Here is a 14,155-nt window from a genome sequence, read left to right on the forward strand (position 1 = left end):
TCATGATGACGTCAACTTTATACCAGCCGACTTTGCATGACCGATATCTGGGCGCCATGCTGGGACTTGCCTGTGGCGACGCCGTCGGCACGACCGTGGAGTTTTCCCCGCGCGGCAGTTTTGCGCCCTTGACGGACATGACGGGCGGCGGCCCATTCGGCCTGCAGCTGGGACAGTGGACGGACGATACCTCGATGGCGCTGTGCCTGGCCGAGAGTCTGGTATTGAAAGGGGCGTTCGATCCGGCGGACCAGATGGTGCGGTATTTGAACTGGTGGCAATGGGGTTACCTGAGTTCCACCGGCACCTGCTTCGATATCGGCGGAACGGTAAGGGACGCGCTGGCCAGTTTCCAGGAAACGGGCAACCCCTGGAGTGGTTCCACCGCGCCTGACACGGCGGGCAATGGCTCGCTCATGCGCCTGGTCCCGGTCGTGCTGTTTGCCTATCCGGATGTGGCGGCAGCCGTGGCCTGCGCCGCCGACAGTTCCCGCACCACCCACGCGGCGCCGGAAGCGGTCGAAAGCTGCCAGCTGTTTGCCGCCTTGCTGTGCGGCGCGCTGACGGGCACGGCGAAGGAAGCGTTGATGGGCAGCATCGCGTACCGGCCTGCCGAACCGAAGCTGAGGGAGCTGGCAAGCGGCAGTTTCATTGGCAAAACGGAGCAGCAGATACGCGGCACCGGCTATTGCGTGGAATCGCTGGAAGCGGCGCTCTGGTGCTTCTTCAATACGGATTCACTGGAAGAGGCCGTATTGCGCGCCGTCAACCTGGGCGAGGATGCCGATACAACCGGCGCCATCGTCGGCCAGCTTGCCGGCGCCTATTATGGCGCCCAGGCAATTCCTGCGCGCTGGCTCGACGTCCTGGCCATGCGCGGAGATATCGAAGAGCTGGCGGACAATTTGTTCGAGCGGGCCAGACCCTAGCGCAGGCCGCAGCCCACCAGCAGTAGCATCGGCCGCTCGCGCTCTTCCGCCAGGGCCGGCTGTTGCGCCACCTGCGCGTCGGTCGGCCCCCATTCTTCCACGTGTTCCAGCTGGAAACCGGCGCGTATCAGTGCATTCAAGGTCGTGCCGAGGGTGCGGTGCTGCTTGATCACGCCGGGCGCCAGCCAGTCCGACGTCCTCGGGCCTTGCTGCTGGTAGCTGTCGATGGGCCAGGTCTTGCATCCTTGCGCATCCGTCAGCCAGCCGGGCTGGCGCGGCGCCATGAAGATCGGGTGCTCGATGGAAAACACCAGCTTGCCGCCAGGCTTCAAGCCGTGGCGGATGGCGTCCAGCAGGGTGTCGAAACCTTCGATGTAGTGGAACGCCAGCGAACTGTAGACGAGGTCGTAGCTGGCTGGCGGCAAGGCCAGTTGTTCCAGATCAAGCCGCGCATAGCTGACCGTCGGGTGTTCTCCCATGGCGCTTGCCTGCGCCAGCATCTTTTCCGACACGTCCACGCCCAGCACGCGCGCCGCGCCAGCCTCGACAGCCCAGCGGCAGAACCAGCCATAGCCGCAGCCCAGGTCCAGCACGCTTTTTCCTTGCAACCCGGGCAGCATGGCGCGCAGCGCTGGCCATTCCGGTGCGCTGTCGAGGCCGCCGACAGAGCGCGGCAGCTGGCTGTAGGCAGTGAAGAAGGCGTCGTTGTCGTAGATATTCTGTGTCATGCGTCGATGTCCTCGGGGGGCGTGCGCTTGGCATGCCCGCTGCGTTGCGCCCGGTAAATGCCTGCGTGGCCGGAAAACAGATAGGCCACGACGCAGGCGATGGCCGCGTACACGCCGATTTCGGCGCCGAACAGTTCCATCGCCATCAGGGTGGAGGCGATCGGCGTGTTGGCCGCGCCCGCAAAGACGGCGACAAAACCGATGGCGGCCAGCAGGGTGGCGGGCTGGTGCAGCAGCGGGCCCAGCGCATTGCCCAGGGTCGCCCCGATGAAGAACAATGGCGTCACTTCGCCGCCCTTGAAGCCCGTGCCCAGCGAAACGATGGTAAACGCCATCTTGCCAAGGAAATGCCAGGCGGGCAGCGGTTCCTTCAGCGCGTCGACGATGGTGGGAATGCCCAGGCCGATGTAGCGATCCGTGCCGATCAGCCATACGGCGATAGCGACAACGAGGCCGCCGGCCAGCGGACGCAGCGGGGCGTAGGCGATCCAGCGTTTCATCAGGCCGCTCAAGCCGTGCGTGGCTTGCGCGAATACTTTGCCCGTCACGCCGAACAGCACGCCAGCGATCACCATCGCGCACAAGGTCCAGGCGGAGAGGGCGGGGATCAAGGGCACGGCGTAATGCGTATGGTGGACTCCCCACAGCAAACCCACCTGGTCGGCGATGACGGCAGCGGCCAGGCAGGGCAGCATGGCTTCATAGCGCAGGCGACCGATGGCCAATACTTCCAGGCCAAAGAGGGCGCCTGCCAATGGCGTGCCGAAGACGGAGGCAAAGCCGGCGCTGATGCCGGCCATCAGGATGATACGGCGGTCTTCGTTGTTCAGGCGGAACAGGCGCGTGAGCTGGTCGGCCAGCGCGCCGCCCATCTGCACGGCCGTGCCCTCGCGTCCGACGGAGGCGCCGAACAGATGCGAGATGACGGTGCCGCCCAGCACCAGCGGCGCCATGCGCAAGGGGATGATTTTTTTCGGGTCGTGGATTTCATCGATGAGCAGGTTCGCGCCGCCTTCGACACTGCGGCCATAGCGCAGATACAGCCAGCCTACGGCAAAGCCCGCCACGGGCAGCAGCCAGATCAGCCACGCGTGCGCCATCCGCGTGCGCGTGGCCCAGTCCAGGGCGAACAGGAAGAAGGCCGAGGCCGATCCCGCCAGCACGGCCACGACCAAGGCCAGTAGCAGCCATTTCAACAGATGCTTTAACAGATCGGTGAGGGCGCTAAGACGCTGCATTGTTCATCCAGTCAAGGCTGATGGGTGGGGGATTCCTTACAGGCCCAATTCCGCCACCAGCGCCTGGCCGATGGCGCGCTGTTCGGCCAAAATGGCGCGCAAGTGGTGGGGGCGCGTCTTGACGTTGGTCATGACCACGCGCAGCACGTTGGTCGGGCCGGGGTAGCGCGTCGATTCGAGTACCGTGCGCGACACGAAGCTGTGGCCTTGCGCCTTTTGCCGGTTCTGCAGCTTGGCGTTCAAGGTGTTGAGTTGCTTGTTCAGTTCGCTCGCCGCCTCCACGTCGCCGCTGGCCAGCAAGCTTTCCATGCGCTGGCGCAAGTGCGCGGGCACATAGCGGTAGGTCAGAATGAAGGTGTCCGAGCGCGTGACCAGTTCGAAATCCTGCTGGTCGGCCAATAAATCCTGCAACTGGCCGGACAGGGTGGCCGCCTGTTGCAGCAAGGTGGTGTAGCCGGACACGCCGAGCACCTTGAACGAGGTCCACAGTTTCAGGGCGTCGAAGCGGCGCGAGCCTTCCAGCGAGGTCTGGCCCAGGTCGCCCGAGTTGTCGCGCAAGATGTAGTTGGCGTTGTGTTTGAGCAAGTTCAGGCTGGCGCTGTCCTTGAACAGCACCATGCTTTGCGCCATCGGCACCCACAGCAATTTATGCCCGTCGATGACGACGGAGTCGGCCAGGGCAATGCCGTCGTACAGCGCGCGGTACTGCTCGGCGATCAAGAGGGCGCCGCCCCAGGCCGCATCCACGTGGAACCAGATGGATTCGCGCGCCGCAATCGCCGCCATGGCGGCAAGCGGGTCGATGGCGCCCGTTTCCGTCGTGCCGGCGATGCCGATCATGGCGACGACTTTGATCTTGCGCAATTTCAAGTCGGCAATGGTTGCTTCCAGCGCGGCGACGTCGATGCGGTTGTCGCGGTCGACGGCCACCAGCTGCAAGGCGTTTTCGCCGAGGCCTAGGGTCGCCAGCGCCTTTTTCACGGAGTAATGGCTGCGCGCCGAACCGATCACGGCCAGCCCTGTGTAACCGGATTCCTGCATGGCGGCAAACAAACCGCGCTTGCGCGTGCCGGGCAGTTGCTGCTCCAGCGCCACGGCCAGCGCCGTCAGGTTGCCCATGGTGCCGCCATTGACGACATTGCCCAGCGCGCCGCTGGTGGCGGCCATGGCCTGCGTGTAGACGGCGTCCGATTGCTGGTACACCTGGCGGTGCAGCCAGCCGAGGATCTGCTTTTCGATCAGGGTCGACACGTACGCCGTCTCGATCTTGACCTGGTTCTGGTTCAGGGTGGCCGTAAACGCTTCGGCCAGCACGCTGATCCACGGCAAGGCCTGCGTCATGTGGCCGATGTATTGCGGGTGGTTCAGCTGGGCCGTATTGGCCAGCACGGTGGTGTCGAGTTCTTGCAGGAATTGCGCTACGGGCATGCCGTGCGCGGGCAGGCTGGTGTCGGACAATTGCGTCAGCAGTTCCGCATACGGCGTATGCGGGTAGGCCGTGTCGCGCTCGGCGGCCAGCCAGCCGCCCAGCATGCCCAGCGCCTGTTGCAGAGGCGCGGGCGAGCGTTGCAGCGCATCGATGGAAAAATGCTGCTGCAGCAGCTGTTCGATAGGGGTATCGGTCATGGCGCGTTGTCTTCTCTACGGATTGCTGGTGCCACGGTGACAAACGAATTGCGCCCAGGCGGAAGCGGGATTTTACCCGACTCCGCCTGAGCGCATCAGTTTGCTATTGCTGCTATTGATCAGAAGTAGTTGAGACCCAGCGCCGACTTGACTTCATCGGCCGTGCGGGCCGCCACTTCGCGTGCGCGGAACGTGCCTTCTTTCAGCATCTGGATGACTTGTCCCTTGTCCTTGGCGAACTCTTCGCGGCGGGCGCGGATCGGCGCCAGCATTTCCTGCAAGACCACGTCCAGGCGTTTCTTGACGATGCTGTCGCCCAGGCCGCCACGCACGTAATGGGCTTTCATTTCGGCCAGCGCCGCTTTTTCCGGATCGAACGCGTCCAGGTAGGTAAAGGCGATATTGCCTTCCAGGTGGCCAGGGTCTTCCACGCGCAGGTGCAGCGGGTCGGTATAGACTTTTTTCACGGCGGCCGTGATTTCGGCCGAGGTCGCGCCCAGGTTGATGGTGTTGCCCAGCGACTTGCTCATCTTCGCCTTGCCATCGATGCCGGGCAGGCGGCCGATATCGGGCACCAGCGCCTTGCATTCCATCAGCACTTCGCGGTTGTACATGCGGTTGAAGCGGCGCACGATTTCATTCGTTTGCTCGATCATCGGGATCTGGTCTTCGCCCACGGGCACCACGCCCGCCTTGAAGGCCGTGATGTCGGCCGCCTGGCTGGCAGGGTAGGTCAGGAAGCCGGCTGGAATGTCGCGCTCGAAGCCGCGCAGGCGAATTTCTTCCTTGACGGTGGGATTGCGCTCGAGGCGCGCCACGGTGACGATGTTCAGGTAGTAAAAGGTCAGCTCGGCCAGTTCCGGGATTTGCGACTGGATGAAGACCGTAGTTTTCGCCGGGTCGATGCCGACGGCCAGGTAATCGAGCGCCACTTCGACGACGTTACGGTGCACCTTGTCGATGTCATCCATATTGTCCGTCAGCGCTTGCGCGTCGGCCAGCATGATGAATTGCTTGTAGCTGTTCTGGTAGCGGACCCTGTCGCGCAGGCTGCCCACGTAGTGACCCAGGTGCAAGGGACCGGTCGGGCGGTCGCCCGTCAGGATCACGGATTGCGAAGCGATGGCGGCAGGGGAAAGCGGCGCTGCCGGTGCGTCGTTCTGGTCTTGGGTATCGGGGGTATTAGGCAAGCTCATCAAGTTTCCTTTTGAGCCGCCTGCATCGGGGATGATCCAGGCTGAGCCTGTTACGCCACCGATCGAGGCGGCGTGGATCAGATTCACATCACTATGCAGTGGCCGCGCGAAAGTGAGCGGGACCACCAATTCAAGCAGGCGTGTTGTGAAGGGATAAATTTCATGGCGTTATGGTTGCAGTTCGCACGCGTTCTGTCAAGTTTGCGCCCCCGATTTCTCTGCTGCGCCGCGTCAGAGGCTTGCCTTATGCAAAACTTGCTTTGCGGGTACTATTGCCGTTCGGCCACTTTTGCGTGGCATGAATCATTGGAGAACAGTATGCACGTGTCGTCCCCCGTCCGGCTCACCGGCCTGGCCTTGATTGTAAGTTCCCTGTTTACCGCGCCCGTGCTGGCGCAAACGCCGAAAACGCCGCCGATGACGCCCGATATCGGCGCCAAACTGGTGATGCCGGACCTGAACGACTACGTCAAGCGGGTGGTGATGATCCCCATGCGCGACGGCGTCAAGCTGTACACGGTGATCGTCGTGCCGAAAGGCGCGCAAAAAGCGCCGATCATGCTCACGCGCACGCCGTACAACGCGGCCCGCCGCGCCCAGCGCGCCGCCAGCCCCAGCATGCTGGTCACCTTGCCGCTGGGCGACGATACCCTGGTGGAAAACGGCTACATCCGCGTGTTCCAGGACGTGCGCGGCAAGCATGGCTCGGAAGGCGATTACGTGATGACGCGGCCTGTGCGCGGCCCGCTGAACAATACCAAGGTCGATAATGTGACCGATGCGTGGGACACGATCGACTGGCTCGTGAAAAATGTGCCGGAAAGCAATGGCAAAGTGGGCATGCTCGGTTCCTCGTACGAGGGACACACGGTACTGATGGCCCTGGTCGACCCGCATCCGGCCCTGAAGGTGGCCGTGCCCATGAGCGCCATGGTCGACGGCTGGCGCGGCGACGACTGGTTTCATAATGGCGCCTTCCGCATGCCCAGCCTGTCGTACATCGCGGGCCAGACGAGCGTGCGCGGCAGCGGCGAATCGCCTGCCCTGGGCGTCTACGATGATTACGAAGCGTATCTGCGCATCGGCTCGGCCGGTGATTACGCGAAGAAATTCGGCATCGACAAGCTGACCTACACGAAAAAGCTGTTCGAACACCCGGCTTACGACAGTTACTGGCAGGAACAGGCGCTCGACAAGATACTGGCCAAGCGTCAGCTGATCGTGCCCACCATGCACGTGGTGGGACAGTGGGACCAGGAAGATATCTATGGCCCCTACGCCACCTACTGGGCGATGGAAGGGCGCGACACGCGCAACAACCTCAATTACCTGGCCATCGGCCCGTGGCGCCACAGCGGCGTCAATTATGACGGCTCCAGTCTGGGCGCCTTGAAGTTTGACGGCGATACGGCGCGCCAGTTCCGTGAAAAAGTCATGCAGCCATTCCTCAATCAATACCTAAAGGATGGCGCGCCGGAAGCGAACACGGCGCCCGTCGTGTCGTACCAGAGCGGCACCAACCAGTGGCAGCGCCTGCAGCAGTGGCCGCTGGCCTGCGAGACGTGTGATATCAAGCTGACGCCGATCTATCTGCAGGATGGCTACAAGCTGGGCTTTGCGGCGTCATCGGCCACAGCCGATGCAGCCAGCGGCGCCTTCGATGAATACGTGGCCGATCCCGCGAAACCCGTGCCGTTCGTGCCCCGTCCCGTGCGCCTGAACGATGGCGACGTGTGGAAGCCATGGCTGGTCAGCGACCAGCGCGGCTATGCGGATCGCACGGACGTGCTCAGCTATGTTTCCGAACCCTTGAAGACGGCCGTGCGCATCGCCGGCGCGCCAATGGTCAACCTGTTCGCCGCCACCAGCGGCACGGATGCCGACTGGGTGGTAAAACTGATCGACGTGTATCCGGATGAAGTACCGTCGCAGCCGGCCATGGGTGGCTACCAGCTGGGCGTGGCGATGGACATCTTCCGTGGCCGCTACCGGGACAGCCTCGAACACCCGACGGCGATTCCTGCCGGTAAGGTCGAGCGCTACCGTTTCGCCTTGCCGAACGCGAACCACGTCTTCCTGCCGGGCCACCGCATCGCCGTGCAAGTGCAGTCGAGCTGGTTCCCCCTGTACGACCGCAATCCGCAAACCTTCGTGCCGAATATCTTCCTGGCCCAGCCAGGCGATTATAAAAAGGCGACGCAGCGCGTGTACCACGCGGCAGGGGCGGCCAGCGCGATCGAGTTGCCGATAGCGCCGCTCGACGCGCGCTAGCCGGCGCGCATGAGCACGGCGCCCGCTGCGATCAGGCTGATGGCCAGGTAGCGGCGGGGGCTGATTTTTTCGCGCAGGAACAGGGCCGCAATGGCGATGGCGAACAGGATCGACGTTTCGCGCAGGGCCGCGATGGCGGCCACGGGCGCCTGCGTCATGGCCCACAGGGCCAGGCCGTATGAAGCGAGCGTGCCGAAACCGCCAAAGGCGGCCAAACGCCATTGCGTTTGCGCATAGGCAAGCAAGTCGGCGGGGCGGCGCAAGGCCGTCCACAGCAGCAGGCCCGTTCCGTTCAAGACAAAAATCCACATCGTGTAGGCGGCAGGCGCGCCGGACAGGCGCACGCCGATGCCGTCGATCAGGGTATAGCTGGCGATGATGCAGGCGTTGCCCAGCGCAAAGGCGGTGACGCGGCCCGTGCTTTTCGGCGCCTTACCGATGCCGCTCGTGCGCGCGGCAAGATACAGGCCGAAGATGCCCGCGCAGATGCAGGCGACGGCGCCCATCTGCGTGGCGGACAGGCGCTCGCCGATCAGCGGCCAGCTGGCCAGCGCCACGAGCAATGGCGCGCTGCCGCGCATCAAGGGGTAGGCATGGCTCATGTCGCCCGCCTTGTAGGCGGCCGCCAGCAGCGAGTAATAGGCCAGCTGCGCCACGGCCGAGGCGGCCAGGTAAGGCCAACTGGCAGGAGCGGGAGGGTTCACGAAAGGCAGGACGGCCAGCGACATCAGGGCCGCGCCCACGGAAACGAGTACCGTGCTGAGAAAGGTATCCTTGCCCGACTTGACGATGGCGTTCCAGCTGGCGTGCAGCAGGGCGGCAAACAGGACGACGGCGACGACCAGACCGGACATGCAGGCCTTAGCGAGGGCGTATGCTCAGCGACAGCAGTTCCTGGCGGTGATGGCGCTGGAAGCCTTCCATCACGGAACCGGAGCGTCCCGCCTTGTCCAGCAGTTCGCGCAGGGTGGCCTGGTCTTCCGGCGTGAGGGACTTGCGCGACAGGTAGACGCCACTCATGCCCCACGGCAGCTCCGGCAGCGCTTCCAGGCGCAAGCGGTCGGCCAGGCCATACACGCGCGCATCGTTCTGCGCCACGCCGGCGAGGATGGTGGGGCTCATGATGGTGGCGTCGATGAAGCCGCTTTGCATCAGGCGCGCCACGGACAGCGCGTCGACTTCATAAAACAGGCGGCCCTGGCTGCTCAGCTCCTTCGCCAGTGCCTGGTACGGTGCGCCATAGTCGTAGCCGCGCACCAGCGCCACGCGCAATTCGCGCCGCTCGATCAGTTCCTGCATGGTGTTGATGGGCGCGCGTGCGCCCTGCAGCGAGATCAGCAGGGGGCGGCTGCCCAGCATGGGGATGAACAGGCCATGCTGGTCGCGCCGCAAGGTGCTGCTGGCCGGGATCAGCATATCGGCCTTGCCCGTCTCGAACATCGCTTCCAGGCGCGCGCGGGGCACGGCCGTGAAGATGAAATTGCAGCCGAGCTTGGCGCCCATGCTGCGCAGCAAGTCGGGATAGATGCCGCCTATCGTGGCGCCATTGACCACCACGCTGGCGCCGATGGCCGAGACGGGCACCTGGATGTCGCGCGAGCATTGCGCGCCCGCCAGCGGTGGCAGCGCCAGCGCCAGCATGGCCACGGTCCGGCGCCAGGCGCTGGAATAAAAGTCAGTCATACCCATCCTTGCTCACCATCGAATGCGGGGCGTCGGCAACGCTCCGCTGATTATCCCATTCTCGCCTATTTATTTCTCAAGTGCAATATTATACCGCCGACTACTTTGTGGTGGAAACCACAAGTCTTGCCTGGCGTTGCGCCTTGAAGTAGCGCCAGGCCACCAGGATGCCCAGAATTTGCATGATGGCGCACAGGTAGAAAGTGCTGCCGATGCGCCAGTCCTGCGGCGGCAAGTGGCTCACTTCGCCCAGGATCATGCTGCCGAGCAAAGGCATGATGATGATGCCCAGGCTGCTGATCGATTGCAGGGAACCCATCAGCTCTCCCTGTTCGCTGGCGTTCGATGATTTCGAGATGATGCCTTGCAGGGCCGGTCCGGCGGCAAAGGCCAGCAGGTTGCACAGGATCAGCGTATACATCATCCAGCCCTGTGTGGCCAGGCCGTACAGCAAATAGGTGAGGGCGCCCGAGGCCATGCCCAGCAGGGACAGGCGCACTTCGCCAAAGCGCTTGATGAGTATGCCCAGCAAGCCCGCCTGCACGACGGCCGCGCACAGGCCCACGCAGAACAGGGCGATGCCGTTCTGGCGCGGCGTCCAGTCGAAGCGGAAATGCGTGTACAGCACCCAGGTGGTGTTGAGCATCATTTGCGCAAACGTCATCAGGCCGAAGGCCAGCACCAGGCCACGGATTTCCACGCGGCGCACCAGCTTCAGCAGGGCGGCAAACGGATTGATGCGCGCCAGGGTAAACGGTGCGCGCGGGCCCGGCCGCAGCGACTCGGGCACGCAGAAATAGCCGTAGATGAAATTGGCCGCCGACAGGCCCGCCGCCACGTAAAACGGCAGGCGCAGATCGATTTCGCCCAGCAGGCCGCCCAGCATGGGCCCGCAGATGAAGCCCAGGCCAAAGGCGGCGCCGATCTTGCCGAAGCTCTTGGCGCGGTTGTCGGGCGTGGACACGTCGGAGGCATAGGCGGACGCGACCGACATGCTGGCCGACGAGACGCCGCCGATGACCCTGCCGATGAACAGGCAGGCCAGGTTCGGCGCCCAGCCCGTGGCGAGAAAGTTGATGCCCATGCCGGCCATCGAGTACAGCAGCACGGGACGGCGTCCCACGCGGTCGCTGATGGCGCCCAGCATGGGCATGAAGATGAATTGCAGCAAACCGAAGAGGGCCGCCATGATGCCGTACCAGAACGCTTGCGCATCCTTGCCATCGACAAAGTTGCCGATCAGGATGGGCAGCACGGGGACCACCAGGCCGATGCCCAGCATGTCGATGAAGACGCAGACGAGGATGAAATTGAGGTTGCCGGCGCTCTTTAGGGCGGGGGCGGACGGGGAATGGCTGTCGGGGCTGGTTTTATCGGACATGCATGCTTTCGGCGCGTTGGCATAGCGCCGGCGCGTGACAGGATGCTGCTGACGCGCGGCGCGATAGCTGAGGCTTGCATTATAGACAGCGGGAACCATGCTGGCTATCGCCATCCATGTCAGGGGGCATTCCCCATTCGTCGGCAAAGGCGGCGCGGAAGTCCGTCAACACGGCCAGCCGCTGTTCGGCCAGTGCGCGTCCTGCCGCCGTTTGCATCTTGCCGGGCAGCTTGTCGAGCTTGGTGACGATATGGTCGAGCGCATAGGCCTTGTCGTCGAGCGGACGCTGCTGTGCCAGCGGATCCGTGCCATGCGCCAGCGCGCTATCCATGCGCGCGGCAGTGTAAAACAGGCGCGCCAGTCCCACGGCGCCCAGCGCGTCGATGCGGTCGGCATCCTGCACGATCTGCGCTTCGATGGTGTGTGGCGGCAAGTTGGCGGAAAAACTGTGCGTCTCGATGGCGTGGGCCACGCCCGCCAATTTTTCTGCCGGGAAATCCAGTTCCGCCAACTGGCGGCAAGCCAGCGCCGCCGCCTGGCGCGAGGCCAGGTGGCGTTCGGGGTGGTTTTTTGGCAGGTTGACGAGGTCGTGCAGATAGCAGGCGGCCATCACGGTGAGGGGGTCCGCGTCCGCATGCTCTTGCAGCAGGGCACTGGCATTGCGCCAGACGCGGTGCAGGTGGTTGAGGTCGTGGGCGCTGTCATCGCCCAGGCCGGCCGTGGCCAGCGCCAGCAGGCGTGGTTGCCATTGAGAAAGCAAAGAGTGCATGGTTAAGGTCATAAAAAGCAGGGGCCGCCAGTGTGGCATAAAACGCCGCCGACTGCGGCCGGTGGTCTGCCCTTCGGCGTGCCGTATTTGCTACATAAATTGTATTTTTGAAATCATTCTTCCAGCAATTGCTCTTTTTTAGTGCATGTAGAATTTACATGGGGTAACATTGCCGCACGGAAATTAGAAGCATAAGCTAATTGCGAGAAAGTATTTGCAAAAAACATACTAGTGGCAGTCATGCCATCGTGCATGCTGGCCTGCGCCCCAGGCGAGTTAATTAAAGGATTATCATGAACACCATTTCCAGCGACACTGGCGCAACCGTTGCCAAGGCTGCCGAATACCTGGCTTTTACCCTCGGCCAGGAAGAGTATGGCATCGACATCCAGAAAGTCAGCGAAATCCGCAGCTATGAAACGCCGACCCGCATCGCCAACGCCCCCGAGTTCGTCAAGGGCGTGGTCAACCTGCGCGGCATCATCGTGCCGATCGTCGACATGCGCATCAAGTTCAACCTGGGCACGCCCAGCTATGACCAGTTCACCGTCGTCATCATCCTCAACATCGGCAACCGCGTCGTCGGCATGGTCGTCGACCGCGTCTCCGACGTCACCACGCTGATGCCGGAACAGATCAAGCCGGCGCCGGACATGGGCCGTTCGATCAACACGGAATACGTGATCGGCCTGGGCACCATCGACGAGCGCATGCTGATCCTGGTCGATATCGACCAGCTGATGTCTAGCGCCGACATGGGCTTGATCGAAAAATTAGCCGCTTAATTCTCGCCGCGGTCATTTTGACTGGATTTGTCGGAAACAATTGACTCTCGGCATTGCTTGATTTTTCTGCAAGGCGCACGCTAGCGCATTTCCTGGCGCACGGTTCAGCCGAACCGTGCGCCAGTTTCACTTCAGTTTCACTTTCACGCCCGTTTCGCCACGGCAGCGAGTCCACGCCAGCGCGAAACTGCCAGCCTGTCGCGACGGCATCAGGGCTTTTTAGGATAGTCACATGAATTTATTACGCAACGTCAGCATCGGTGTCCGCCTCGGACTCGGTTTTGCCGTGATTTTGCTGTTTTCCATGCTCATTACGGGCATCAGCGTCTGGCGCCTGCACGACGTGGCCAGCGCCACGCGCGTCATGATGGAACAACCGCTGGCGAAGGAACGCTATATTTCCGACTGGTACGGCCGTATCGACAGCGCCGTGCGCCGCACCATCGCGATTGCCCGCAGCAGCGACACCTCGCTCAGCGGCTATTTCGCGGAAGAATCGAAAGTCTCGTCGTCCAGCTCGGCTGAACTGCAAAAGAAAATCGAGGCGCTGATCGACAAGCCGGAAGAAAAAGCCATGTTCGCGGGTTTGCTGGAGCAGCGCAAGGTGTACATCAGTTCGCGCGACCAGGTCTACAAGCTGAAGGGCGAAGCGCAGGCCGACGCCGCCAATGAGGTGTTTGAAAAGATCTTCGTGCCGGCCGCCGCCAAGTATCAGAAGATGGTGCAGGACTTGCTGGAACACCAGCGCGCCAGCATCGACACGACGGCGCGCGAAATCGACGGCGTCGCCAATACCAGCCGCAACCTGATGCTGGTGCTGGCCGCGCTGGCGCTGGGCTTCGGCGTCGTGTGTGCCTGGGTCTTGACGATGGGCATCGTGCGTCCCCTGCGCACGGCTGTGGACATCGCCCGCAAGGTGGCCGATGGCGACTTGACGGCGCAGATCGACGCCAGCGCCAAGGATGAGACCGGCCAACTCTTGCTGGCCCTGAAGGACATGAACACGAGCCTGCTCAACATCGTGGGCGAAGTGCGCAGCGGCACGGACAGCATCGCGACCTCGTCGACGCAAATCGCCGCCGGCAACCAGGACCTGTCTTCCCGCACGGAAGAGCAGGCCGGTTCCCTGGAGGAAACAGCGTCGTCGATGGAAGAACTGACCAGTACCGTGAAACAGAATGCGGACAATGCGCGCCAGGCGAATCAATTGGCGGCCTCGGCGGCGCAAGTGGCCGTCAAGGGCGGCGAAGTCGTGGCGCAAGTGGTGGGTACGATGGAATCGATCAATGCGTCGTCGAACAAGATCGTCGACATCATTTCCGTCATCGACGGCATCGCCTTCCAGACGAATATCCTGGCGCTGAACGCGGCGGTGGAAGCGGCCCGTGCGGGTGAACAGGGCCGTGGTTTTGCCGTGGTGGCGTCCGAAGTGCGCAATCTGGCCCAGCGTTCCGCTTCGGCCGCGAAAGAGATCAAGACCCTGATCGGCGCTTCCGTGGAGCAAGTCAACGCGGGCAGCATGCTGGTGGCGCAAGCTGGTTCGACCATG

The 14,155-nt window shown here is 63.1% G+C and carries 12 protein-coding genes; 4 read left to right on the top strand and 8 right to left on the bottom strand.

Annotated features, from left to right (window positions below; all coding sequences use genetic code 11):
* Positions 1–2: 2 nt before the first annotated feature.
* Positions 3–929 (top strand): ADP-ribosylglycohydrolase family protein, encoded by a 927-nt coding sequence (locus tag HWE17_RS10970; RefSeq protein WP_255206196.1) that lies wholly within the window; start codon positions 3–5, stop codon positions 927–929.
* Here HWE17_RS10970 and HWE17_RS10975 read toward each other — a convergent pair.
* The 4 genes from HWE17_RS10975 to trpS form a co-directional block, all read right to left on the bottom strand.
* Positions 926–1,657 carry a bifunctional 2-polyprenyl-6-hydroxyphenol methylase/3-demethylubiquinol 3-O-methyltransferase UbiG gene (locus HWE17_RS10975; protein ID WP_176388778.1) on the bottom strand — a complete coding sequence of 244 codons (732 nt, stop codon included), beginning with the start codon at positions 1,655–1,657 and terminating at the stop codon, positions 926–928. The genes HWE17_RS10970 and HWE17_RS10975 overlap by 4 nt on opposite strands.
* Entirely contained in the window at positions 1,654–2,895 is a 1,242-nt protein-coding gene (locus tag HWE17_RS10980) for a voltage-gated chloride channel family protein (RefSeq protein ID WP_176388779.1), read from the bottom strand. Before HWE17_RS10980 ends, HWE17_RS10975 begins: the two co-directional genes overlap by 4 nt.
* A gap of 36 nt (positions 2,896–2,931) precedes the next feature.
* A complete protein-coding gene (locus HWE17_RS10985; RefSeq protein ID WP_176388780.1) occupies positions 2,932–4,521 on the bottom strand; it encodes a pyridoxal-dependent decarboxylase in 1,590 nt (529 codons plus the stop codon).
* A 119-nt stretch (positions 4,522–4,640) separates the two neighbouring features.
* Positions 4,641–5,717 carry a tryptophan--tRNA ligase gene (gene trpS, locus HWE17_RS10990; protein ID WP_217916745.1) on the bottom strand — a complete coding sequence of 359 codons (1,077 nt, stop codon included), beginning with the start codon at positions 5,715–5,717 and terminating at the stop codon, positions 4,641–4,643.
* Between the two features lie 318 nt (positions 5,718–6,035).
* Here trpS and HWE17_RS10995 point away from each other — a divergent pair, with 318 nt between their 5' ends.
* A complete protein-coding gene (locus tag HWE17_RS10995; protein WP_176388781.1) occupies positions 6,036–7,988 on the top strand; it encodes a CocE/NonD family hydrolase in 1,953 nt (650 codons plus the stop codon).
* Here the strand turns inward: HWE17_RS10995 and HWE17_RS11000 are convergent.
* From HWE17_RS11000 to HWE17_RS11015, 4 genes are all read right to left on the bottom strand, one after another.
* A complete protein-coding gene (locus HWE17_RS11000; protein ID WP_176388782.1) occupies positions 7,985–8,842 on the bottom strand; it encodes a DMT family transporter in 858 nt (285 codons plus the stop codon). The genes HWE17_RS10995 and HWE17_RS11000 overlap by 4 nt on opposite strands.
* Before the next feature lie 7 nt (positions 8,843–8,849).
* Entirely contained in the window at positions 8,850–9,671 is an 822-nt protein-coding gene (locus HWE17_RS11005; RefSeq protein ID WP_176388783.1) for an ABC transporter substrate-binding protein, read from the bottom strand.
* A 100-nt stretch (positions 9,672–9,771) separates the two neighbouring features.
* Entirely contained in the window at positions 9,772–11,052 is a 1,281-nt protein-coding gene (locus HWE17_RS11010; protein ID WP_176388784.1) for a TCR/Tet family MFS transporter, read from the bottom strand.
* 79 nt (positions 11,053–11,131) lie between these two features.
* Positions 11,132–11,821, bottom strand: coding sequence for an HD domain-containing protein (locus HWE17_RS11015; protein WP_176388785.1), 690 nt, complete (start codon positions 11,819–11,821; stop codon positions 11,132–11,134).
* Positions 11,822–12,114: 293 nt separating this feature from the next.
* On the opposite strand from HWE17_RS11015, the gene HWE17_RS11020 reads away from it, so the two are divergent.
* The gene (locus HWE17_RS11020) at positions 12,115–12,606 is read left to right on the top strand and encodes a chemotaxis protein CheW (protein WP_035818113.1); all 492 of its coding nucleotides are present in this window, start codon (positions 12,115–12,117) and stop codon (positions 12,604–12,606) included.
* A 232-nt stretch (positions 12,607–12,838) separates the two neighbouring features.
* Positions 12,839–14,155: methyl-accepting chemotaxis protein (locus HWE17_RS11025; RefSeq protein WP_176388786.1), on the top strand; the 1,317-nt coding region annotated here is incomplete at its 3' end.

Source organism: Janthinobacterium sp. BJB401 (assembly GCF_013372745.1).
In the GTDB taxonomy this organism is placed as follows: Bacteria; Pseudomonadota; Gammaproteobacteria; order Burkholderiales; family Burkholderiaceae_D; genus Janthinobacterium; species Janthinobacterium rivuli.

Excerpts from the sequence above, each read along its gene's own strand:
- HWE17_RS11005 (WP_176388783.1), bottom strand. The coding sequence starts at position 9,671 with ATGACTGACTTTTATTCCAGCGCCTGGCGCCGGACCGTGGCCATGCTG.
- HWE17_RS10995 (WP_176388781.1), top strand. The coding sequence starts at position 6,036 with ATGCACGTGTCGTCCCCCGTCCGGCTCACCGGCCTGGCCTTGATTGTA.
- HWE17_RS10985 (WP_176388780.1), bottom strand. The coding sequence starts at position 4,521 with ATGACCGATACCCCTATCGAACAGCTGCTGCAGCAGCATTTTTCCATC.
- trpS (WP_217916745.1), bottom strand. The coding sequence starts at position 5,717 with ATGAGCTTGCCTAATACCCCCGATACCCAAGACCAGAACGACGCACCG.
- HWE17_RS11010 (WP_176388784.1), bottom strand. The coding sequence starts at position 11,052 with ATGTCCGATAAAACCAGCCCCGACAGCCATTCCCCGTCCGCCCCCGCC.
- HWE17_RS11000 (WP_176388782.1), bottom strand. The coding sequence starts at position 8,842 with ATGTCCGGTCTGGTCGTCGCCGTCGTCCTGTTTGCCGCCCTGCTGCAC.
- HWE17_RS11015 (WP_176388785.1), bottom strand. The coding sequence starts at position 11,821 with ATGCACTCTTTGCTTTCTCAATGGCAACCACGCCTGCTGGCGCTGGCC.
- HWE17_RS10975 (WP_176388778.1), bottom strand. The coding sequence starts at position 1,657 with ATGACACAGAATATCTACGACAACGACGCCTTCTTCACTGCCTACAGC.
- HWE17_RS10970 (WP_255206196.1), top strand. The coding sequence starts at position 3 with ATGATGACGTCAACTTTATACCAGCCGACTTTGCATGACCGATATCTG.
- HWE17_RS10980 (WP_176388779.1), bottom strand. The coding sequence starts at position 2,895 with ATGCAGCGTCTTAGCGCCCTCACCGATCTGTTAAAGCATCTGTTGAAA.
- HWE17_RS11020 (WP_035818113.1), top strand. The coding sequence starts at position 12,115 with ATGAACACCATTTCCAGCGACACTGGCGCAACCGTTGCCAAGGCTGCC.